This is a genomic window from Brevibacillus reuszeri (assembly GCF_001187725.1).
GTDB classification, from domain to species: Bacteria; Bacillota; Bacilli; order Brevibacillales; family Brevibacillaceae; genus Brevibacillus; species Brevibacillus reuszeri.
Genome location: NZ_LGIQ01000002.1, coordinates 358551 through 379546, shown reverse-complemented (window position 1 = coordinate 379546; position 20996 = coordinate 358551). Strand labels below are relative to the sequence as shown.

Below are 20996 nucleotides of genomic sequence, written 5' to 3'. Positions count from 1 at the left end.
TTTCCTGGGCGTATATCGTATACAATCAATAACTGCCATGATGTTTGGGAGGAACCTGCATGAAAAAAAGCCGTTCGGTCCTCTTAGCCATTGGTGCCTTTTTACTGGCGAATCTCAAATGGTTATTGGGAATTTTAAAGTTTTCCAAATTCGGCACAACGCTGGTGTCGATGGGTATCAGCTTATGGGCGTATGCCATGTTTTATGGATGGAAATTCGCTGTAGCTCTCGTCTATCTGATTTTTGTCCATGAGATGGGACACGTTATAGCGGCAAAGCGCAAAGGGATCGCTACCTCGCCTGCTGTTTTCATCCCTTTTGCAGGGGCGTTGATATCCTTAAAGGATCTGCCCCGCGATGCCAGTACGGAGGCTTATCTCGCCTACGGGGGGCCGCTTGCCGGGATGATTGCCTTCCTGCCTGCCCTCCCGCTCTACTGGTGGACGCAGGACCCGTTTTGGGCCTTGGTCATCTATCTCGGCGCTTTATTGAATCTGTTTAACTTGCTGCCCGTTTCTCCTCTGGATGGGGGACGTATTGTTTCTGTATTATCCACGAAAATCTGGTTCGTCGGCTTGGTGGGAATGGGGATCATGCTGTTTGCTTCGCCTGGACCGATCATGGTGATTATTTTCATCGTCGGACTGATTACGTGGTGGAGTCGACTGCGGGAAGGCTACCAGCATCAGGTGCTCCATTATGAACGCACGAAGCTGGAGGACTTTCTTCAGTTTTCGGCACAGCTGCCCCAATTGGAATCGACATGGGACAAACGCTTGCAGCTAAATGAAGAAATCACAGTGCTCAATAGCAAAGAACCGCACAAGGGCTTCCTGATGCCTTTTCTCCAGGATGAAAAGCGTCTTGAACGAGACAAATTAAAGCTGGATAAGGTGTTCATGCATAAAAAATGGGAGCTGTTCAAGCAGTGGGAGCGTGAGCCGGTTCAATTTATCGACTCTGATCCATTCCGCCCGGCACCCTCCGAGGTACTCAGCGAGGGTGAGCGCGTCGCACGCACACGCTTGAAGGAAGTAGATGAGCAAATGCATCGCCTGACCACTTACTACGAGGCACCAGCCAGTACGAAGTGGAAGGTGCTAGCCGCCTATCTCGGCCTTGCAGCAGTCCTATCCGCGTTTTTTGTTTATGGACAGCAAATTCTCCATCGCTAAAACCATGGGCGTTTCAAGCGTTTCGACTGTCGGACCCAAAGGTTTGACTATCTATGACCTTCTCCGGGCGCAAAAACGAGCGCTACGGATATCTGAGAGACTCTCTTCATGAGCAACAGGTCAGAAACGCCCTCTACGGTTGTTTATCGCTTTTGTGCGATACTACAAAACCAGATAAAATAGAAGGTGTACTTTCACAACATTCTAGAGAGGATGACTATTTACTTGGATAGCGTTCCGATAGTGCTCAACCTACTGCTTGTCATATTTCTTGTCTTTCTCAACGGCTTTTTCGTTGCCGCAGAGTTTGCTCTCGTTAAGGTACGGCAAACACGCCTGACACAGATGGTCAATGAAGGAAACAAACGAGCTGTATATGCCCAAAAGGTAACCCAAAAGCTGGACGGCTACTTATCTGCCTGCCAGGTCGGGATCACGCTCGCGTCACTGGGACTTGGATGGGTCGGGGAACCGGCTATCGCCCACATGATCGTAGAACCTCTACTCGGCTCCACAGGAATGCCCGGATATTTGATCTCCGCTATCTCCTTTGGTGTAGCATTCGCGATCATCACCTTCCTGCACATCGTATTGGGTGAACTGGCACCAAAATCTTTGGCCATTCAGAAAGCAGAAATTACCTCGCTGTGGGTTGCTGCGCCATTGATGTTTTTCTATAAAGTGCTTTACCCGGCTATCTGGTTCCTGAACGGAACAGCCAACGCTCTTCTGAAACGCATCGGCCTCGAGCCTGTGTCGGAGCATGAAGCGGCACATACCGAAGAAGAAATTCGCATTCTGGTGAATCAAAGCCACCAAAGCGGCCATATCGACCAAACCGAGTTGTCGCTGGTGGAACATGTCTTTGACTTTTCCGAAACCTTGGCACGGGAAACCATGATCCCGCGCATTGACATGGTTTGCTTATATACCACGAATACGTTTGACGAAAATCTGGAGATCATCCGTACCCAGCGCCACACGCGATTCCCTGTTGCGGATGAGGACAAAGACAACATCATCGGCTTTGTCCATGCAACCGACTTTTACCTTTCCGCTCTCCAGGATGGACATGTCGAGCTGGACCAATTGCTTCGCCCGGTTCTGACTGTTCCAGAAACAATGGAAATTAGTACAGTTCTGCGTTTGATGCAGAAAAAACGCTCGCAGCTCGCTATCGTCATTGACGAGTATGGCGGAACTGCTGGTCTGGTCACCATGGAAGACATTCTCGAGGAGATCGTCGGGGATATTCAGGATGAGTTTGACGAGGAAAGACCGGAGATCGAAAAAGTCGAAAATGGCTTGTCTGTATCCGGTATGCTCACGCTGGCTGATCTGAATGACCATATCCCGTTTGATTTGGAGTCCGAGGATGTGGATACAATCGGTGGCTGGCTGTACAGTCAATTGGAAGAAGAAATTGCGGTTGGTGCTTCCGTTGAATGGGAACATTACTTGTTCACCGTCAAAATGATGGATAATCACCGAGTTACACGAGTTTTGATTACACCACTCGCCGAAGAAGAAGCCGAACCAACTGATCAGCTGGTTTCTGTTTCCTAAACGTAACCATGCATACAGACGCCCCACACCTCTCTCATGTAGGTGTGGGGCGTCTTTCATTTCAGTTCGCTTCGAGATTCTCGGGTCGTCTCCAGTCACTGACACCGTTGTCCTCGAGAATTCCCATCGTCACATCGCTGATATCCGGGTCCATGAGCAGACTATCCCGCACACGATACTTGATATCATCCGCAACTGCCAAAGTCAGTCCCTCGCGCAGCTCGATGTAGCATTCCACATGGTAAAAGCGGCCTTCCTGAACGATTCGCAAACGATTGATATCTGTCACATCCGAGTCCGCAAAAATAATTCGTGCTACCCGATCCTCGATTTCCTTTGGTGCAGCTACTCCTATCAATCCGACCATGTTATCGTAGCCCACTTTGAATGCTACCCCGATCATCAAGATGCCGATCAGAATGGTTGCAATCCCATCCAAAAGGGCAAAGGAGCTAAACTGCGTCACGATTACAGCGATGAGGGCGAGGAGAGCTCCCGTCGTTGCCACAATATCTTCATAGAAAACGAGTCTTGTCGGCGGTGCAGCCCGTCCTACATTGCGGAAGGCAGCAGATATGATTCCCAAGCCTTTCGCCTCTACGCGGGTTTCGTGAACAATCTCATTCATTGCTTTGACTAGCACGTAGCCATCCACCACAATCGCCAGGAACAAAATAATAAAATTGATCCAGAAGTGGCTGGATGCAGTAGGCTGCTTAATCAGATGAATGCCTTCTTTTATGGTCTCGTACGCCATGATGGTCACTACGATGACCGCGACCATGCAAAACAGATTAATAACCCGCCCAAAGCCCGTTGGAAATCGGGACGTTGGCTTTTTTTCAGCAAGCACACTGCCGAAAAAGACAAAGCCTTGATTCACTGCATCAGCAATCGAGTGCATGGCAGATGCAAACATCGCTCCGCTCCCGCTATAGGCGGCAGCCAAGCCTTTGACGATCGCCAAGCCCGTATTTCCCAATGCTGCCGTAGCCGATGACATATTGCCTTTTTTCAATGCTGCCCAAAAAGAGCTCATGCAGTCAACGATCCTCCTCACATGAAAAAAATGGAAGCAACCCCAAGCCGTTTTATTATACTATGCCCTCGAAAAGTTCGATGTCGATTTTTGCAGAATAGGAAAATGAGAGAAAAAAGACAGACATCTGAGAATGTCTGTCTGTAATGACACAAATACGGTTAAGCAATTAATTTAAGACCTGCCACGGAAATGATGACCAGTGCAATGCAAAGAATGCGCAGCTTATCTTTTGGCTCACCGTAAAACAGCATCCCTACCAGTGCGCTGCCAACTGTTCCGATTCCTGTCCAAACCGCATAAGCGGTCCCCATCGCAATCTCTGTCATGGCATATGAGAGCAGGATAAAGCTGAGGGTGAATCCGCCAATCAGAACACAGAGAGATCGCACAGAAACCTTGCGATTCACCTGTGTAATCCCCATGACTCCCACAACCTCAAACAACCCGGCAACTATCAAGGATACCCATGTCATGCGACATCACCTTCTTTTCTATGCGGTTCTGCATTTTCGTGCGTGACCAGCTTCAAGCCGAGGATGCCTACCAATAGCAAAGCAATCAATCCGACCTTTGCCCAGCTAAATGGTTCGCCAAACACCACCATCTCACTGATTACAGTACCGGCTGTACCCAAGCCGACAAACACCGCATAGACCGTGCTTGTGGGCAGCTTTTTCCCTGAATAGACCAATACTCCAAAGCTAATGATGATGGCGATAGCGGTTACCGTCCATGTCAAAATACTGTCAGCGTGCTTCAGCCCGGCGACCCACATCACCTCAAAAACGGCAGCAACCACAACCAGCAACCAGTTTTTCCCCATGATGCAAAGCTCCCTTCCTTTGTAGTTGTATGGTTCCCCAAAAGATAAGCACAGCTGATGATGGCTGAGACTTTTTCACATGCAAAAAAAGCCTCGGGTGGAATACCATCACAGATATTCTCCCGGGCTTTTATCCCTCCGTGTACACGACCGCAGTCGTGGGTTTTCTCTCGGTCCAGACCGGCAATTCACTCGTCCGCGGAACCCTAGAAAACTCAAGAATATGCAATTAATTGTTGGGGTAACTGACGCCTATTATAGCAAAAGGCGAGCATCTTGGCAATGAACAGACCTCATTCCCCATATCGGAGTTGTGGTATTCTTACATAACAGAGCTTGATAAAACGGCAAGAAAAGAGAGGAATATCGCATGACACACGTACTATTCGTTTGCCTGGGCAACATTTGCCGTTCTCCGATGGCCGAGGCCGTCTTTCGCCATCTTGTTAAAAAGGAAGGCCTTCAGCAGCAGATCTCGATTGATTCCTGCGGGATTGGGGGCTGGCATGCCGGAGAGCGCCCGCACAACGGCACCCAAAAAGTATTGACGCAAAAAGGCATTGCCCATGACTCGCTAAGAGCCCGTCAAATTTCTCGCCAGGACTTTTCTGACTACGATTACATCGTCTGCATGGACGAAGAAAACCTGAGCGAGCTGAACCGCATCGCTCCATCCGATAAAAAGGTGTATCGCCTGCTCGATTTCGCCACGGATGCACAGGAACAAAATGTAGAGGACCCGTATTACACCGGACGATTTGAGTATGTCTATGAGCTTGTCCAAGCTGGCTGCCAAGGGCTGCTGGAAGAAATCAAAGCGCAAAAAGGATAGGGAAACTGACGAGATCCCCTAGTCTAGTGACCCAAGTGCTTCGCCATTTTGTCTGTCCACACCAAAAGAACGCGGATGCAAATTCCGCGTTCTTTACTATGCCCAATCTTCATTAAACAGCGAACTTCTCTACTTCCATCTGCCTGCCAAGCCAGCTCACCGTGCTTGCAATCAAACGATTGTAGCTCTCAGCCGAGGAAAACGTATGATCTCCCCCAACCACAACCTCCGTCTCGCAACGTCCTCTCCTGCGCAAGCGCAATTCATGCTCATAATGGAACAGGGAGTCTACCGCTATGACCTCATCCCGATTTCCGTGCAGCAGCAAGGCATCGCCTTCAAATTGCTTCACTTGGCGCAGCGGATGAGCCCCTTTTAACGAGCCAAAAAAGCGATCCTGTAACAAATAGCCGCAATGATCCGTATAACCAATCGAGAGCGCATCCTCATATTCCTGTGCACCCACAATCCGCACGATATCGTCATAGGGACGTGCAACTGCAGCCCACGTCACGAGAGAATGAATCCGTTTGTCTTGACTTGCTGTCAATGCGGCAACGGCTCCCCCGAGACTGTGACCCAAGAGGCTTACCCTCTCGAGATCGATTTGCTCCTTGGCAAAAGCGAAATCAAGAACATCACGGGTTTGTTTCAGCAACACATCAAATCCGCCAGCTCCATAATCACCATCACTTTCGCCGCATCCGCCATAATCAAAGCGCAGGACGGCGATTCCATGAGAAGCGAGCTCTCGGGCGGATTTCACAAACAAACGGTTCACTCCGATCCGACTGCCAATGAAGCCGTGGCAGATGATCACCAGAGGTGACTTCACATTCTTGTTTCCTGTTACATTTTCAGGCTCGTGCCACGTTGCTGCTAACGAAATATCACCGCTTGGAATATGAATGGTCCGTTCCAAAAAGCTCACCTCTTTATTTTTAGTATTCCGAGTAGTTTACTGAGTTATTAAATTGATTATCTCTTGTTTCTGTTTGAATGTCAAGAAAAGGTGCTTCCTTTTTCACAAGTAGCTTATGCGTTCATGATCATGACAGAAGATACGGCCGAAGCGACCTTCTTGCCGTCCTGAGTGAGCTCTGCGACCAGGTACGCCACGGATTTGCCCAATCGCTCCACTCTTGCCTCGATCTCCACGACACCTTGGAAAACGGGTCTGTGAAAAGTCGTCTGCAAATTGATGGAGGCAAAGCTTTGTTGATCGTTCAACGAAGAAGCGATCGCATAGGCCATCATAATATCGGCTGCTGCGGATAAAAAACCGCCCATGGCTACTCCGTTTCCGTTGATAAACAAAGGGGCAACCTCCCATCGCCCTATGGCTACGCCATTTTCGGCATAATCAGCGTATACCTGAAGTGTGGAATCACAGGGCGGAGGAGTATCCCCTTTTCTGGCAACATCGAGCAGATTGGTAATGGTATATTTTTTGGTTGTCATCAGTAACCTCCAAGAATATTTTGAAAATATCTTCTATTATAGCAAATGCTTTTCTGTATGAAAAAACTGGCTGCAAACGAGATTCCAGCCTCAAATCCTTCCTCCAGACACCGATAATAAGGATAGTAGGCTTCTAGAGCTTCTACGGCATCGCCTGTTACAATCCGTACTTGTTTAGACATTGCAGCGACACGCCTTTACAATAAAAGAATTCTCTCGTCATGTTTCATTATAGGAGGCAGCAGGGAGCAATATAAGAATGGACCTTTTTGTGCGGAGGTTACCAAAAAGGTACTATTGGATTACTGGCTGATTATTTTGCTTTGTTCCAAGGAATTGACCCTGTCTATATTCAGCGGAAAATGGAAGGTTGTGATTCTCTAGGTATGGGTCTGCTGCCCATCATCGAGATGATGTACGAATGGGGCGAAAAGCGCATGGAGGAGTTAAAGCTGGAAATCGGAGCGTCTCCGTCTCAGGTCTAATATAAAATCCGCCGATAGTTCGTTTTGGGAAAGCCCGTCTTTTTTCATAATGGAACAGGGAGGTTTCCCCAAAAGTGTGCGGATGTGAAAGATATGTTAAAGAATAAGAAACATGTTTACATTGTTCTTTCAGATACTGGTACAATATTTACGAGGCTAATCCGATTCTATACAAAGGCTCCACGCAATCACGCTTCTATCGCTTTTGATCTGGAGCTGAAGGAAGTATACAGCTTTGGCAGGAAAAATCCGCGAAATCCGTTCAGCGGTGGCTTTGTAAAAGAAAATTTGCATGACGCATTGTCCAAGGATGCAACTCTTGTGGTATATCGCTGTTCCGTTAGTGAGTGCCAATACAAAAAAATCCGAACGATCATCGCTCGGTTTGAAGAAGAAGCGCATCTATACAAGTATAATCTCCCTGGTGTACTAGGTATTGTGCTGAATATTCCAGTGAAGCGCCGTTATGCTTTTTTCTGTTCGCAATTTGTAGCCTCCGTTTTTGAGCAAGCGGGTGCCAGGCTGGTGCATAAATGCGCCGCTCTCACCACGCCAGCCGATTTGGAGCAGTCGGGTGAGCTGGAATTGATGGATTGAAAAAGGAGAAATAGATGGTTCAGAACACTTTGGATTTTTTAATGGAGTATGGCATTTGGGGAGTCGTCATCCATTCATTTGCTGATGCGGTCATCTTCCCCATTCCGGTTTTCTTTCTTCAGGTTTCACTAAGTATGATTGACCCGTCCCAAGCTTTGTGGATTGCTACTGCCGGATATATCGCGTGTTTGCTAGGTACTCCTGTCGGCTATTTCCTCGGAAAAGGGCTAGGACACTCCGTACTGTACAAGATCCTCAAGAAAGAATGGATTGATTCAGCAACTGCGATGTTCCAAAAACGAGGCGAAATGGCGATTTTCATTGGTGCCTTTACCCCTATTCCTTTTAAAGTGTTTACCATCATGTCTGGCTGCCTGAACTTTCCATTATGGAAACTGATTGGATATGCCGCCATCGGACGGGCCGTAAAATTTTATCTGGTCGGATTTCTGTTTTACTTCTACGGTCGCATGGCAGAAAATATGGTAGGCAATGCTTCTCTCTACGTCTTCCTGATTATGATTCCAATCTTGCTGGTTGGATTATGGATAAAGAAACGCCGGAGTAAAAGACGCGAGCTGCTCGAAGCGAAAAAACAACCAGGCGAGGACACCACTAAATAAAAAGAAGGCTCCGGACTTTTAAAAAAAGAGGGACAGCACCCGATGTGCTATCCCTCTTTTTTTGTTATTGGGCCTGAGCTGGAGCGATACTATTTTTCGGGGGAGAAGCCAGGTCACGTAAAATCGCAACCTCTACCCGTCTATTTTTCGCTCTTCCCTCTGCCGACGTATTTTGCGCTACCGGATGGTATTCTCCCATTCCTGTCGCACTGAACTTCGTCGGATTCAAGTTTGGATTTTCAAGCAGGACCTTCAGGAAATTCACGGAACGCTTCGCACTTAAATCCCAGTTAGACGGAAATTCAGGTCGATGGATCGGAACATTATCCGTATGTCCGGTCACCGTTACCTTTTTTGGATGCGGTACAAGCATGGACGCCATTTCTGCAGCTAGTGTTCTCGCTTCCGGTTTGAGAACTGCGCTACCCGAGTCGAACAACGCATTGTCCAAAATCGTGATGAGCAGCCCCTCTTCTGTCAGCTTCGTCTGGAGCTTGTCCTGCAGATTGTTTTGCTGGATGTATCCTTCTAGCTGAGTCTGTAGCTTTTTCAGGTCTTCCGTTTCTTTGCGGACAGCCTCTTCCAGCTTTTTCTCTTCCTCGGTCTTCGCACGATCCGCTTCTTGTCCACCTTTATGTATCGTTTGCTGCGCCATGAGCGGGTCAAGTGGTACTGGGCTTGGTTGGTTGAGCACTCCAACCCCACCGTTTAATGCAACGTTAAAGGAACGGACCATTTGATCGAACTTTTTCGCATCCATCTCACTGGATGCAAATAAAACGATGAACAAAGCGAGCAGGAGAGTGAGTAAGTCAGCGTAGGGAATCAGCCAGGACTCGTCCATATGCTCTTCGTGTTGAGCATGTTTTTTTGGTCGCTTAGCCATTTACCGCCGCTCCTTCCTCCTTCTTCTCCTCCTTCAGATCACCACGCTCTTGGAACGGAATGTAAACAACGAGCTTCTGCTCAATAGCTGCTGGCGATACCCCTGCCTGAATAGACAAAAGGCCTTCCACCATAATTTTTTTGATTTCGATTTCCTGTTTGGACTTGCGCTTCAGCTTGGTAGCAAATGGATGCCACAAAACATATCCCGTAAAAATACCGAGCAAGGTCGCAACGAATGCCGCAGCAATCGATATTCCGAGGGCATCAATGTCGCTCAGGTTCCCCAGAGCAGCAATCAGACCAACTACCGCACCCAATACCCCGAGTGTCGGTGCATAACTACCTGCTTGGCTAAAAATAAGTGCTCCTGCCTGATGACGCTCTTCAATTGCGTGAATTTCTTCATTCAAAACATCGCGAACGAAATCTGGTTCTCCACCATCGATGATCATCTTCATCCCGTTTCGCAGGAATGGGTCTTCGATCTCATCAGACGTGTTTTCCAAAGCCAGCAAACCTTCACGGCGGGCAATTGAGGCCCAGTTCATAAATTGACCGATCAGTTCTTTTTTGGCAGGGAGTTTTTCCTCTTTAAAAAGAACCTTGAAAAGGGAAGGAACTTTTTTGAGTTCAGACATAGGAAATGCATTTAAAATAGCGGCAACCGTACCTACGATGATAATCATGAACGCTGCTGGGTTCAGTAGTGCGCTAGGGCTTGCGTGCTTCAAAATCATCCCGACAACTACTGCGACAATACCAAGTACTATACCTATTAAGGTAGACTTTTCCATCGTGACACTCCCTACTTCCATAATCGAAATCTATCTATTTATGGTTTCGGTATTTTTGGCTTGTTTTGTGAGGGAAAGTTACATAAAAACCTGACTCTTTTCGAAAACGAGCTTATCAGAACCACTGAATCATCCCGATCATGACCAAAAGTCCTATTATGAACGAAAAGGTAGCTGAACGTGCATGGCCGTCCCCATGGCTTTCCGGTATTAACTCTTTATACACAATAAACAGCATGGCCCCCGCCGCAAAAGACAATCCGTATGGCACCAGCCCTTCAACAACTCCCGTAAGAGAATACCCGATGATGGCAGACACGATCTCAACAGAGCCCGTCAGTGTCGCCAATAGGAAAGCCTTGTGTTTGCTCACCTTTTGATTGATAAGAAAAAGAGCGACCAGAAAGCCTTCCGGAACATTCTGGAGGCCAATCGCAAAAGCAATCAATCCCCCAAGACTAGGCTGCTCACTCGAATAGCTGACTCCGACGGATAGCCCCTCCGGGATGTTGTGCAGAGTGATGGCGGATAAAATTAATAAGGCCTGCGAATCCATGGAAATATTCACTCGGGTATGCTCCAGGTCTATATGCGGAATGATGCTCTCCAGAAGGGTCAGTGTCACCGTACCAGTGAGAACTCCCAGACAAACAATCTGAAAAGGAGCATTATTCATCGCCTGAGGAATCAAGCTGAAGGTTGCCGCTGCCACCATGATACCTGCTGTAAAGGCAAGCAAAATATCACGCCAGCGATGCGTAACCGTTTTGAAAAAAAGGATGGGCAGGGCACCCGCTCCCGTTGCAATGGCGGACAGGAAGCTCCCCATCAAAAGCTGCTCCATTTGACTACCTCCACAACTAGATTACGCTGCTAAGATGTTACCACCAAGCCAAATTTGAAGGTGATAACAATGAGCGAAGGAGCTGTTCACCTGTACGAAAAAAACGCCATGGCCTGGCGTTTTAAGTTTCGGAGCGGTAGGTCTTGCCCAGCTCGCTTCCCAGTCCGTAATAATGACGGAAATTATAGAGTAAGGGATTCCATGCTGCCGGATTGATGTGATGCTCTCCCCTGACAATCTGTTTGTCTGCATGAACTCGTGTCACTTCCGTCTCGACAATCGCGAACATCTGCGCATATTCAGGAATACGGATGCTGCGAACGATCGCTTCCAGTTGGAGGGGGCATTCCCCGATTCGACCTGGACGAACCGTCTCAGATGGAACCTGCGTCAATTTTGCCGCCGTAAACTTGTCTGGCTCATAACGGAAGCCCAGCTCTTTTTTATAGGCAGGCATAGGGTTCCTCCCGGTTAAGGGAGCAAGTGCCTCTACCTGCTGCCACAAGCTAGCGTTCGGCAAGTTCAACACACATTCGGGACGCTCCCGCAGATTCTCGAGTCCCTGCGATCCGAGACCCAATCCTAAAATAACGTAGTTGCCCAGTGCCCACGATGAAGAAATGGGGCTGATATTGGTCGTACCATCTTGGTTTTCGGTACAGAGCAAGACAACCGGCGTTCCGTAGTACAGGATTTTGGGGTGAATGGTAACATGGCTCGTCATAAACGCAGCCTCCTTTAGCTAGAATAAAGCTTTCATGAACCATTCTAGCCGAGGGTTGTTTCCATGCCGGTCGAAGTATGAATGCTATTTCTTATACTTTGAAGCGTCCAATCATATTTTGCAATTCTTCAGCCATCTTGGACAAGGCGGTTGCTGAGGACGAGATTTCCTCCATCGCAGCGAGCTGCTCTTCTGTAGCTGCAGAAACGTTCTGCGTGCCATCCGCTGTGACTGCCGACACCTCGGACACTTGCCTGATCGCATCTACTACCTGCTCAGAGTGAGCCGCTGCTTCCTGTGCCGCCGCAGATACGTCGTGAACCTGATCGGATACAGTGCCGATAGACATCTGAATTTGTCCAAATGTTTCTCCTGCCTCATGAACGACCAGAATCCCTTGCTGAACCTCACGCGTACCTGCCTCCATCGAGTTCATCGCATGCTTTGTATCGCTTTGGATCGTATTGATTAATTGACTGATTTGCTCGGCTGAACGAGAGGATTGCTCTGCGAGCTTCCGCACTTCATCTGCAACCACCGCAAAGCCTCTGCCATGTTCTCCTGCTCTAGCCGCTTCAATCGCCGCATTTAGCGCCAACAGATTTGTCTGATTGGCAATTCCGGTAATCACCTCGATAATTTGGCCGATCGCCTGAGAGTGATTCCCCAATCCCTCTACTACACCAGACAATTCACGTATGGAATCATGAATGGCGTTCATTTGCAGGACAGCCGCCTGAATGGCTTGATTTCCTTCTCCCGCTATGTTCGCTACCTGTACAGCCAGAGTTGAAGCCTGCTGGGACTTGATTGCGATATGCGATATGCCATGCGAGATATCGTCAATCGATTTCGTTCCACGCTCCACGCTATCCTGCTGACGATCTGTAGCAGTGGCAACCTCTTGCACAGTTACAGCAATCTGCTCTGTCGCCTGACTTGTCTGTTCAGCACTTGCATTCAGCTGTTCAGCTGATGCGGCAACCTGCTCTGATGTCGTTCCTACCTGGCGAATCAGATTTTGCAGGCTGCTCGTCATCTCGTTAAACGAATGGGCTAAGTCATGGATTTCATCACGACTTTTCACGACAATCGGATCAACGCGCAAATTCCCTTCGGACACTTCCTTCATGTTGACAACTAGTCTTTGAATCGGTTGACGGATGTTAATCGTCAGCCAAAATGCAAGCAAGAGGCATGTGATCATAGAAAGGATTCCTAGGGTGATGTTCGTCAGCTTGCCTGTTTCATACAAGCTGGCGCTTTCTACTCCAGTTCGCTCCGCATGCTCGCTGTTGTATGTAATGATTGCATCGACGTATCTCCAGCGCTCCGTAAACAGATCCGAGGATTTTTGTTGAAGCCGCTCGAGCTCAGCCAACTCTTCTGGTGCCGCTTGCCGCTTGATATCAAGCTTTTTTGCGAATGCCACAAACTCGGGAATAAAGTTTTGGTAGCTCTCCATTCCTTTCACAAGTCCTTCGAAATTTTTCCGGTCTTCCTCATCTACGATCGTTGCTTCGTAATCGGACAGCCTTTTACCAATATATGCAAAGCGCTCATCAATCTGGCTTGCTAATTTTTGTTTTTCTTCCGCGCTGACGGCGACGAGCATTTTTTGCCCATAGCCAAAGATACTTTCCAGTGCCGTATTGATTTGCAGAATTTCTTCGAGACCGGGGCGCCAAACTGTCGTGAGCTCATCTACTTTTTGGTTCATCGTATGCATTTTGTACATACTCGTCGTTCCCATCAAAACCATGAAAATCAAAATAAGAGCAAACGCACTGCCCAGCTTTTTACCAATCGTCCATTTCATAGAAATCCCCCGTTTTTCTACACTTAGCAAACCGTGTACTCACCTTTTCCCCGGCGTTTTCTGGTATAAACATGTTTTTATTTTCCATGTTTTCAGATTTGTGAAAAGGCATCTCGATTTTTGCAAGTACCTGTAAGATAATAGTAGAAACTCATAGAAGAACGTGTACAATCGACCACATCCGAGTTAACGGGGAGGATTGGTTATGCAGCATTTTGACGTCATTATTGTCGGAGCAGGCTCGATGGGGATGGCAGCCGGCTACTATACAGCCAAGCAAGGAGTCCGCACTCTTTTAATTGATTCCCATAACCCGCCGCACACAATGGGAAGCCATCACGGAGACACCCGCATCATCCGACATGCGTACGGCGAGGGTAAGCAGTATGTCCCGCTCGCTTTGCGTTCACAGGAATTGTGGCGTCAGCTCGAGGATGCCTCCGGGGTCGAGCTTTTTGCCCAGACAGGGGTTTTGACAGCTGGCCCCAAGGATCAGCCGTTTTTACAAGAAGTAAGGGAAAGTGCAGAGCGGTACTCGTTGCCACTTGAAGTGCTCAGTGCCACAGAAGTACATGCTCGCTGGAGCGGCATAAAATTACCTGAAAATTTTTACGCTTGTTTCGAACCGACCTCTGGCGTTCTTTATTCGGAAAAATGCGTAGCCGCCTATCGCGATTTGGCCATCTCCACTGGAGCAACCTTGCTTACGGATACAAGAGTAACTTCCATAGAACTGGATGGGGAAGGCGTCATCGTCCAAACAGCAGATGAACACTATCGCGCCCAAAAGGTGCTGCTATCTGCTGGCGCATGGAATCCTTCCCTGCTCGCCTCTCTCGGCCTGTCCATTCCACTGGCACCTACACGTAAAACAGTGGCCTGGTTCGGTGCTGATGAGGAGCGCTACAGCTCTGACCGCTTTCCGGCGTTTATTTTTAATTTGGGAGACTCATCGTATTATGGTTTTCCAAGCTTTGACCAGACTGGGGTAAAAATCGGCCGACATGACGGTGGTCAGTTGATTGATCCCGACCGCCTGGAGCGGACCTTTGGCACTTATTTGTCGGATGAGGGAGATGTCCGTTCCTTCCTCGAGACGTATATGCCACAAGCAGCTGGCCCGCTTTGCGCTGGCAGAGTTTGCATCTACACGATGACACCTGACGAGCATTTCGTCATTGACCGTCACCCTGCCCACTCTCAGATCATGATTGCTGCCGGATTTTCCGGTCATGGATTCAAGTTTGCCAGTGGAATAGGAGAAGCCGCCAGTCAATGGCTTATAGATGGCGCCTCTACCCTTGATCTTTCGATGTTTTCGCTCTCCCGATTTGCGTAAAAAAGCGCAGCGACAGTTCATGCGCGGACATGACGCAAGCCTCTCGCCAGATGGCCAGAGGCTTTTTATTGATAATTGATCTTCACCATTCCCATGATCGAGACCCGATTTGTACCGTAATGGGTTCTCCAGGGTTCAGCGACTGCTGCGAGATACCAACACCCGGCTGACCGTTATTGTAATTGAATAAATAGGCAAAGCCAGGACGCGTCGCCTGATGTACCAGGTAGGCGGAGCGCATCGCGCCCATTCTACGTTCTTCATTTAAAAAATTGATGAGCGAATCAGCTGTGCGTATTCCTGCACCGTGTCCGTAGTACAGCCCTCTGCCGAGATCGACTACATTCTCTCCTTGCCACTGGGGCGAGTCGGGATCGTAATCCGGATTGGCGAAATACAGAATGTCCCCAGGCAAAAATGTATTGGTTCGAACTGTCTGCAAATCAAGGTCCTGGTCGTATCGCCAGTCATAAAGAAGAATATCTGCAAACATTCGTTCAAAATCAGGTAAACGAATCGATTGAAGAACAGCATGGTATAAAATAATGACCATCGCAGTGGCACACTCGGTCGCGTATTTCCTGCCCTCTTGAAAAATATTGATGATCCCCTGTGAAGGCGGGACTCCTGGCCTTAATCGAAACCCGCCCAGCTCTGTCCGAATCCAATAGCGCTCGTTGCACCTGGAATTCTCAAACGTGGAAAAAGCCATTCCACTCGCATTCAAAGCAAGTGCTGATCGTACCAGATGGTCCCTCATCTTCAATTCAAATTGCAGCAACTCGGCAGACGGGTATTCGAAAACCTCCTGACTGCCTGCCATGATTCGCACGGTTTCACGCTGCACGGCGTTCAATCCCCAGCCCGCCGTCAAGGCAAAAGGGTCAACCTGTCTTCCGGCTATCAAAATCATCGGATGGGTAACCTCCTTTACGCACGCCATCCATGTTATGTGTATGCATGAGCCCATGTCCATGTGTGAAGAAAACCATTTTAAAAAAATCCCCCGCTCAAATTACTAGCGGAGGACTCTGTATGCCTTAGCCTTCGACGTGGTTCACCACAGGCCTTTTCTTTAAGGAAACAGATTTCAAACGAGAGAACAAGTAGCAGCCAATGATGACGATGACGCTGCCAAGCAGTTGAAGCAGACTCATGCGCTCACCAAGCAAGAGAAAAGCAAGAATGGCTGTAAAGACAGGATTGAAATTCAGAAACATTCCCGCTGAGGTAGCCCCTACTTTTTGCACACCAATGTTCCACAAGACCATACTGACAACCGTCGCCAGTACACCTACGTAAAACAGAGCCAGCCAAAAAGACCAGTTTGTGTTGCTTATCGTAAAGGTCGTCACATTAAAAGGCAGCATGACAGCAACGCCAAAAATGCCCGAGTACAAGGTAGACATTAAGGGAGAAACTGTCTTCATCGCCCAGCGCCCGCATACAGAGTAAATGCCCCACATCGCAACTGCTGCGAGCATCCACAAATCTCCCGTATTAAAGTGCAGCTGCGCCAGGTGGCCGAAATCACCTTTGCTGAGGACTACGAGCACACCCGAAAAGGATATGAGCATGGCGAGTATTTGCAGGGGTCGAATTTTTTCTCCGATGAGCAAAAAGGAAAAGATCGCAATCGAAACGGGATTGAGAGTGGACAATAGCCCTACATTCGTTGCATCGGTTCGCTCCAATGCCCAAAACATGAAGAGATTGAACAAGGCCACACCCGTTACCCCCATCAAAATCAGGGGAATGAGCGCCTGACGGGTAGGCAGCAGCTTTTTTTCGTAAAACCAGACCATCGGCACCAAACAGACAATCGCGATGAGCCAGCGCAAATTGGTAAGTGTCAAGGATGATGCGTGTCCAACAAGAAATTTACCGACAACAAAGTTTCCTCCCCAGAGGAAGCTCGTACACAACAATAGAACCATATAGAGCGGTTTCATGATGCCTCCTGCCAAGATGTAAGTATGAACGTCATGCTAGTCCGTCCTCTATCATACACCTTTCTTTGCAGATTTGGCGGGCTCAATCCATTTTTCCATAAAAATAAGCTCATCCGCTGTAAAGCCCAACCGCCCGTAAAACGCTTGTACACGGCTATTGGACGGTTCGATCAGCAGGTTGATTTTTTCGCAGCCGAGTGTAGACAGCCTGGTCTCCAGCTCTTGCATCAGGCGACTTCCCAGGTCTTGTCCCTGATAGTCTGGATCGACTGCCAAATGGTTCACCCAGCCGCGCCTGCCATCGTAGCTGCCCATGACAACACCCACTATTTTACCGGATTCAGACTTGGCTACCAAGAACAGATCCGGGTCGCGCTCCAGCTTTTGCTGGAGTCCCTCCACAGTATCAGAGCGCGACAATTGCAGACCTGCTCGCTGCCAGAGATCAACTACTTCCTCGTATTGATGCAAGGCGAATGAATGGATTTGCATAAGTTTCCCACTCCGATTTGGTATTTTTATTTATATTAATGTATATTTATTCATTTGCAAGTATGAAAAAACTGAGCCTTATGCAGATTCTTCTCCGTCCATTCTCTCATTCAAACAAAAAGAGGCCTTCTAGTATTTCTAGAAGCCCCTTTGCAAATCTGCAACGCTTTTTAAACAGCCGCAAGCCACGTCGTTATGACCGGCATTAAGGTAAACGCCCATATCACGGTGATGATGGCGCCTGCGATGACAGCGAGTGTTGAACTGCTGCCCTCCAGCTCGCCTCTTTCAAAGGATTTGACCATCCCCAAGGCATGTGCACCCATTCCGTACATTAAGCCGATTGAAACGGAGTGGCGCAATCTCAAGCGTTTGATAATGGTTGGGGCCAAAAAAACACCAGCAAAGCTGGTAAGCATGCCGAACACGGCTGTCATGGTTGGCATACCCCCGATCGCCTCAGACACGCTAACCGCGACGGGAAGTGTAATCGAGCGCGGAATGACGCTGATCGCTGCTTCTTTTCCCAAGCCAAGAAGCATGGTGGTGGACACGCCAGCGACAATGGCGATCAAGGAGCCTGTCGCGAGGCTATAAATAATCATACGCCGGTGGTTCATCAAAACCGACCAATTTCGGTACAATGGCACGGCGAAAGCTACGGTGACAACTCCCATCATTTCGCTCAGCATGGAGGTTCCCTCGCTGTACGCCTGATAAGGGATATCTGTGAGAAGCAGTAGTAGAATCAATCCTGCAGGTGCCACAAGCGCTGGCGAAAAAAGCATTCCTGGCTTCTTTTTGTTCAGCCTTTTGGCCGCATAGAAAAAGACAATGGTCAACAGGAGGCTACATATTTTCAACAGGATCACGCTGCTTCACCTCGCCACGCTTGGAATTGAACACACGCTCAGCAACAGCGCCTGTCGAAACCATCACAAGCGCAGAACCGCTCACGACGACGATGAGAACCAGCAAGCCCTTGATCCCGAACAACCATGGATACTGCATGATGCCAACAAGCGACGGTACGAAAAATAAGATCATCTGGGAAAATAGAAGCGTTGCTCCCGCCTCTACCCACTGCAAGCGGACCCAGCCCAAATGCAAGCATAAAAACAGCAATAGTAGACCTATCAAGCTGCCGGGGATCGGGAGGTGCAAACCATAGGCTACGCCTTTTCCCAGCCAGGTAAACCCAAGCAACAATCCAATCTGCAAAAGAGCAGACAACCATTTTTTCATCGAGACCACTCCGGTTCCTTCTAGTTGGTACCTTCATTCTAATCGGTCTCGTTTTCATTCGTAAAATACATAATCATCATAAAGTCTATTCCATTTGGTTATGGAGAAAGCTGCTTATCGATAAACGCAATAAAGGCTCGCACGGCATGGGACAGATACCCTTCTTTGCGATAGATCAAGGCGTACTGCCAGTCGATGACAGGGGAAGAGATGTTGACTGTATGCAGATTACTGTTGTTCAATCGGCGAACAATCGAGCGTGGGACAAGCGATATCCCTTGCTGGGTCGCCACCATCTCCCCAACAAAATCCCACAAGGAGCTCATGTATGCCACACGTGGCTCAAATCCGGAGCGCATGCAGGCTTGCTTGACCACATCGTGAATCGCGTACTCCTCCGTAAACAAAATAAACGCTTCTTCCTTTAGTGCGTCTAATCTGACCTCGTCTTTGCTCGCAAGCCAGTGCTCTTGATAAACGATGGCAACCAGATCCTCTGAGACAAGCGGAACGGCAGTAAATTTGCTCGTATCGACTGGAAGAACCGTCAGCCCTACATCAATTTTCCCTTGCTCGACCTGGTATTCCAGTGGTTTGGCACTGTATTCCTTCATTTCAATTTCAATACCCGGATACTGCTTTTTAAACAAAGCAATAGCATTTGGCAGCAAAAAGGAGCCGACAGTAGGCATCATCCCCATTTTGACACGTCCACGCTGCACATTTCTCATCTCGGCAATCGACGATGACATGCTATCCATCAGCTGCAGCACTTTTGTCGCATGGTCGTATACCAGCTCGCCTGCGTCCGTCAGCTCCATTTTCCGTTCCGTCCGATCCAGCAGAATCACACCCAGCTCCTCTTCCAGTGCCTTGAGCATTTTGCTGATCGATGGCTGTGAAACGTGCAAGGCTTGCGCGGCCTTGGTAAAGCTCTTTTGCCTTGCCACTTCTACGAAATAATGCAGTTGCCGGATGTCCATGGTGATTTCCTCCGTTGCTTATTCTTACGCCCAGCTTCCTGCCAATGGAGCAAAATGCTGCATCGCCAAAGCCCCTGCTCCCATCACAATCGCATCTCCCCTCAGCTCGGAAGGAATGACCTTGAACTTGCCCTTAAAAGGCTCCCAGATGACTTGCTCGCTATGCTGCTCCACCAAATCAACGATCTCGCGGTAATTTTCCACCAACTCACCACTCAGAATAACTGTATCCGGGTTATACATGCAGACGATGTTATTAATCGTGATACCGATGTAGAGTGCCGTACGAGAGACGATTTCTTTTGCCCAGCGCTCATTGTTGCGGGCGGCTGCGAACACTTGTCGCACATCGGAAATATCCGCCACACGACGCGCTTCCAAAATCAGTGAGTTTTCATCTACGTATGTTTGCAGACAACCACGCTTTCCACACTCGCACAGATTGCCGTTTGGATCGAGTGTAGTATGTCCCAGCTCTCCAGCACTGTTGGAGCCACCCCGGAACACCTCTCCATTGATGATCAGGGCGGAACCGATTCCCGTACCGATCCCGATCAGAGCGGTCTTGTTCGAGCCTTTGGCAGAGCCGTACAAATACTCCGAGAGAATCTTTACTTTCAGATCGTTGTCGATTACGGTTTTGATCCGCAGCTCTCTTTCGATCAGGTCAGCAAACGCAACGCCCTTCCAGCCGAAGGTGGTAGAAAGCTGGACGATCCCGTTTTCATAATCAATGACGCCTGGCACTCCAACGCCGACACCAATCACTTTCTCGTACGGAATTCCTTCTCTATCAATCAGCCCGCGAATCTCCCGGCATATCAGCTCAGCCGTTTCCTCCGGATTTGCCTTTTGCGACTGATAATCGATCCGATGGTACACAATTACCGTTTCGCTAAAATCCATAATGCCAAAATTGATCCGCTTTTTCTCAATATCCACTCCGATCGTATAGATCGCACCTGGCTCGATATCCAGCATAATCGCTTTTCTGCCCACACCTGAAGAGGTAAGCTCCGTCTCGCGAATGACGCCTTCCTCACATAGCTCGCTGACAAACCTGCCGATGGAAGTCGCACTCATACCTGTTATTTTTGTAATTTCAGCGCGGGAAATTGGCCGCTGCTTTTTAATAATGTCGAGAATCATCAGCTTGTTGTGCTGCTTGATGACATCCTGATCATGCTTCACAATTTTTTTCATGCAAATAACCCCTCTTACATTTATCTTTCTACGTACGGTCACTCTCTATTTTATCCTCACACTACCTGTCAGCTCCCTTTTCGTCAACGGTAACCATACCAGCTTGGAT

23 protein-coding genes, 2 pseudogenes and 1 riboswitch are annotated in these 20996 nt (G+C 48.5%); of the genes and pseudogenes, 7 read left to right on the top strand and 18 right to left on the bottom strand.

Going from position 1 to position 20996, the window contains the following annotated elements:
- Positions 1–59: 59 nt before the first annotated feature.
- Positions 60–1175, top strand: coding sequence for a site-2 protease family protein (locus ADS79_RS02285; protein ID WP_049736782.1), 1116 nt, complete (start codon positions 60–62; stop codon positions 1173–1175).
- A gap of 225 nt (positions 1176–1400) precedes the next feature.
- Positions 1401–2741 carry a hemolysin family protein gene (locus ADS79_RS02280; protein WP_084765562.1) on the top strand — a complete coding sequence of 447 codons (1341 nt, stop codon included), beginning with the start codon at positions 1401–1403 and terminating at the stop codon, positions 2739–2741.
- Between the two features lie 61 nt (positions 2742–2802).
- On the opposite strand, the gene ADS79_RS02275 is transcribed toward ADS79_RS02280, so the two are convergent.
- The 3 genes from ADS79_RS02275 to ADS79_RS02265 all read right to left on the bottom strand — a co-directional run bounded on the left by ADS79_RS02275 (position 2803) and on the right by ADS79_RS02265 (position 4606).
- Entirely contained in the window at positions 2803–3780 is a 978-nt protein-coding gene (locus tag ADS79_RS02275; RefSeq protein WP_049736780.1) for a cation diffusion facilitator family transporter, read from the bottom strand.
- 161 nt (positions 3781–3941) lie between these two features.
- A complete protein-coding gene (locus ADS79_RS02270; RefSeq protein ID WP_049736779.1) occupies positions 3942–4256 on the bottom strand; it encodes a DMT family transporter in 315 nt (104 codons plus the stop codon).
- Positions 4253–4606, bottom strand: a complete 354-nt coding sequence (locus ADS79_RS02265; protein WP_049736778.1) for a DMT family transporter — start codon at positions 4604–4606, stop codon at positions 4253–4255. The genes ADS79_RS02270 and ADS79_RS02265 overlap by 4 nt, the downstream gene beginning before the upstream one ends.
- Positions 4607–4723: 117 nt before the next feature.
- Positions 4724–4827, bottom strand: a riboswitch (guanidine-I (ykkC/yxkD leader).
- Positions 4828–4976: 149 nt separating this feature from the next.
- On the opposite strand from ADS79_RS02265, the gene ADS79_RS02260 reads away from it, so the two are divergent.
- Positions 4977–5438, top strand: coding sequence for a low molecular weight protein-tyrosine-phosphatase (locus tag ADS79_RS02260; protein WP_049736777.1), 462 nt, complete (start codon positions 4977–4979; stop codon positions 5436–5438).
- Between the two features lie 112 nt (positions 5439–5550).
- Here the strand turns inward: ADS79_RS02260 and ADS79_RS02255 are convergent, their stop codons facing one another.
- From ADS79_RS02255 to ADS79_RS35910, 3 genes and pseudogenes are all read right to left on the bottom strand, one after another.
- Positions 5551–6369: an alpha/beta hydrolase family protein gene (locus tag ADS79_RS02255; protein WP_141260884.1), complete on the bottom strand. Its 819-nt coding sequence runs from the start codon at positions 6367–6369 to the stop codon at positions 5551–5553.
- A 104-nt stretch (positions 6370–6473) separates the two neighbouring features.
- Positions 6474–6899 (bottom strand): PaaI family thioesterase, encoded by a 426-nt coding sequence (locus ADS79_RS02250; RefSeq protein WP_049736775.1) that lies wholly within the window; start codon positions 6897–6899, stop codon positions 6474–6476.
- A gap of 77 nt (positions 6900–6976) precedes the next feature.
- Positions 6977–7081 (bottom strand): annotated as a pseudogene (locus ADS79_RS35910) (peptidase); the annotation flags it as partial.
- Positions 7082–7196: 115 nt separating this feature from the next.
- On the opposite strand from ADS79_RS35910, the pseudogene ADS79_RS02245 reads away from it, so the two are divergent.
- The 3 genes and pseudogenes from ADS79_RS02245 (at position 7197) to ADS79_RS02235 (ending at position 8604) form a co-directional block, all read left to right on the top strand.
- A pseudogene (locus ADS79_RS02245) lies at positions 7197–7384 on the top strand (hypothetical protein).
- Positions 7385–7477: 93 nt separating this feature from the next.
- The gene (locus ADS79_RS02240) at positions 7478–7981 is read left to right on the top strand and encodes a C40 family peptidase (RefSeq protein ID WP_049736773.1); all 504 of its coding nucleotides are present in this window, start codon (positions 7478–7480) and stop codon (positions 7979–7981) included.
- A 14-nt stretch (positions 7982–7995) separates the two neighbouring features.
- Positions 7996–8604 (top strand): YqaA family protein, encoded by a 609-nt coding sequence (locus tag ADS79_RS02235; protein WP_049736772.1) that lies wholly within the window; start codon positions 7996–7998, stop codon positions 8602–8604.
- 64 nt (positions 8605–8668) lie between these two features.
- Here the strand turns inward: ADS79_RS02235 and motB are convergent, their stop codons facing one another.
- The 5 genes from motB to ADS79_RS02210 form a co-directional block, all read right to left on the bottom strand.
- Positions 8669–9490, bottom strand: coding sequence for a flagellar motor protein MotB (motB, locus tag ADS79_RS02230; protein ID WP_049736771.1), 822 nt, complete (start codon positions 9488–9490; stop codon positions 8669–8671).
- Positions 9483–10286, bottom strand: a complete 804-nt coding sequence (motA, locus tag ADS79_RS02225; protein ID WP_049736770.1) for a flagellar motor stator protein MotA — start codon at positions 10284–10286, stop codon at positions 9483–9485. The genes motB and motA overlap by 8 nt, the downstream gene beginning before the upstream one ends.
- 115 nt (positions 10287–10401) lie before the next feature.
- Positions 10402–11130 (bottom strand): ZIP family metal transporter, encoded by a 729-nt coding sequence (locus ADS79_RS02220; RefSeq protein WP_049736769.1) that lies wholly within the window; start codon positions 11128–11130, stop codon positions 10402–10404.
- Positions 11131–11251: 121 nt separating this feature from the next.
- Positions 11252–11854: a flavin reductase family protein gene (locus ADS79_RS02215; protein ID WP_049736768.1), complete on the bottom strand. Its 603-nt coding sequence runs from the start codon at positions 11852–11854 to the stop codon at positions 11252–11254.
- A gap of 91 nt (positions 11855–11945) precedes the next feature.
- Positions 11946–13673, bottom strand: coding sequence for a methyl-accepting chemotaxis protein (locus tag ADS79_RS02210; protein WP_049736767.1), 1728 nt, complete (start codon positions 13671–13673; stop codon positions 11946–11948).
- 205 nt (positions 13674–13878) lie between these two features.
- Here ADS79_RS02210 and solA point away from each other — a divergent pair, with 205 nt between their 5' ends.
- Entirely contained in the window at positions 13879–15012 is a 1134-nt protein-coding gene (solA, locus tag ADS79_RS02205) for an N-methyl-L-tryptophan oxidase (protein WP_049736766.1), read from the top strand.
- An 82-nt stretch (positions 15013–15094) separates the two neighbouring features.
- Here solA and ADS79_RS02200 read toward each other — a convergent pair whose 3' ends face one another.
- From ADS79_RS02200 to ADS79_RS02170, 7 genes are all read right to left on the bottom strand, one after another.
- Positions 15095–15925: a protein-glutamine gamma-glutamyltransferase gene (locus ADS79_RS02200; RefSeq protein ID WP_049736765.1), complete on the bottom strand. Its 831-nt coding sequence runs from the start codon at positions 15923–15925 to the stop codon at positions 15095–15097.
- A 127-nt stretch (positions 15926–16052) separates the two neighbouring features.
- The gene (locus tag ADS79_RS02195; protein WP_049736764.1) at positions 16053–16964 is read right to left on the bottom strand and encodes a DMT family transporter; all 912 of its coding nucleotides are present in this window, start codon (positions 16962–16964) and stop codon (positions 16053–16055) included.
- Between the two features lie 51 nt (positions 16965–17015).
- A complete protein-coding gene (locus tag ADS79_RS02190) occupies positions 17016–17456 on the bottom strand; it encodes a GNAT family acetyltransferase (protein WP_049736763.1) in 441 nt (146 codons plus the stop codon).
- A 170-nt stretch (positions 17457–17626) separates the two neighbouring features.
- Positions 17627–18328, bottom strand: coding sequence for an LrgB family protein (locus ADS79_RS02185; protein WP_049736762.1), 702 nt, complete (start codon positions 18326–18328; stop codon positions 17627–17629).
- The gene (locus ADS79_RS02180) at positions 18306–18701 is read right to left on the bottom strand and encodes a CidA/LrgA family protein (RefSeq protein ID WP_049736991.1); all 396 of its coding nucleotides are present in this window, start codon (positions 18699–18701) and stop codon (positions 18306–18308) included. The genes ADS79_RS02185 and ADS79_RS02180 overlap by 23 nt, the downstream gene beginning before the upstream one ends.
- A gap of 98 nt (positions 18702–18799) precedes the next feature.
- Positions 18800–19684, bottom strand: a complete 885-nt coding sequence (locus ADS79_RS02175; protein WP_049736761.1) for a LysR family transcriptional regulator — start codon at positions 19682–19684, stop codon at positions 18800–18802.
- 24 nt (positions 19685–19708) lie between these two features.
- A complete protein-coding gene (locus tag ADS79_RS02170) occupies positions 19709–20887 on the bottom strand; it encodes an ROK family transcriptional regulator (RefSeq protein WP_049736760.1) in 1179 nt (392 codons plus the stop codon).
- Positions 20888–20996 lie beyond the last annotated feature (109 nt).

Coding starts and splice junctions, on each gene's coding strand:
- ADS79_RS02285 (WP_049736782.1), top strand. CDS start 60: ATGAAAAAAAGCCGTTCGGTCCTCTTAGCCATTGGTGCCTTTTTACTG.
- ADS79_RS02275 (WP_049736780.1), bottom strand. CDS start 3,780: ATGAGCTCTTTTTGGGCAGCATTGAAAAAAGGCAATATGTCATCGGCT.
- ADS79_RS02270 (WP_049736779.1), bottom strand. CDS start 4,256: ATGACATGGGTATCCTTGATAGTTGCCGGGTTGTTTGAGGTTGTGGGA.
- ADS79_RS02265 (WP_049736778.1), bottom strand. CDS start 4,606: ATGGGGAAAAACTGGTTGCTGGTTGTGGTTGCTGCCGTTTTTGAGGTG.
- ADS79_RS02260 (WP_049736777.1), top strand. CDS start 4,977: ATGACACACGTACTATTCGTTTGCCTGGGCAACATTTGCCGTTCTCCG.
- ADS79_RS02250 (WP_049736775.1), bottom strand. CDS start 6,899: ATGACAACCAAAAAATATACCATTACCAATCTGCTCGATGTTGCCAGA.
- ADS79_RS02240 (WP_049736773.1), top strand. CDS start 7,478: ATGTTAAAGAATAAGAAACATGTTTACATTGTTCTTTCAGATACTGGT.
- ADS79_RS02235 (WP_049736772.1), top strand. CDS start 7,996: ATGGTTCAGAACACTTTGGATTTTTTAATGGAGTATGGCATTTGGGGA.
- motB (WP_049736771.1), bottom strand. CDS start 9,490: ATGGCTAAGCGACCAAAAAAACATGCTCAACACGAAGAGCATATGGAC.
- motA (WP_049736770.1), bottom strand. CDS start 10,286: ATGGAAAAGTCTACCTTAATAGGTATAGTACTTGGTATTGTCGCAGTA.
- ADS79_RS02220 (WP_049736769.1), bottom strand. CDS start 11,130: ATGGAGCAGCTTTTGATGGGGAGCTTCCTGTCCGCCATTGCAACGGGA.
- ADS79_RS02215 (WP_049736768.1), bottom strand. CDS start 11,854: ATGACGAGCCATGTTACCATTCACCCCAAAATCCTGTACTACGGAACG.
- ADS79_RS02210 (WP_049736767.1), bottom strand. CDS start 13,673: ATGAAATGGACGATTGGTAAAAAGCTGGGCAGTGCGTTTGCTCTTATT.
- solA (WP_049736766.1), top strand. CDS start 13,879: ATGCAGCATTTTGACGTCATTATTGTCGGAGCAGGCTCGATGGGGATG.
- ADS79_RS02200 (WP_049736765.1), bottom strand. CDS start 15,925: ATGATTTTGATAGCCGGAAGACAGGTTGACCCTTTTGCCTTGACGGCG.
- ADS79_RS02195 (WP_049736764.1), bottom strand. CDS start 16,964: ATGAAACCGCTCTATATGGTTCTATTGTTGTGTACGAGCTTCCTCTGG.
- ADS79_RS02190 (WP_049736763.1), bottom strand. CDS start 17,456: ATGCAAATCCATTCATTCGCCTTGCATCAATACGAGGAAGTAGTTGAT.
- ADS79_RS02180 (WP_049736991.1), bottom strand. CDS start 18,701: ATGAAAAAATGGTTGTCTGCTCTTTTGCAGATTGGATTGTTGCTTGGG.
- ADS79_RS02175 (WP_049736761.1), bottom strand. CDS start 19,684: ATGGACATCCGGCAACTGCATTATTTCGTAGAAGTGGCAAGGCAAAAG.
- ADS79_RS02170 (WP_049736760.1), bottom strand. CDS start 20,887: ATGAAAAAAATTGTGAAGCATGATCAGGATGTCATCAAGCAGCACAAC.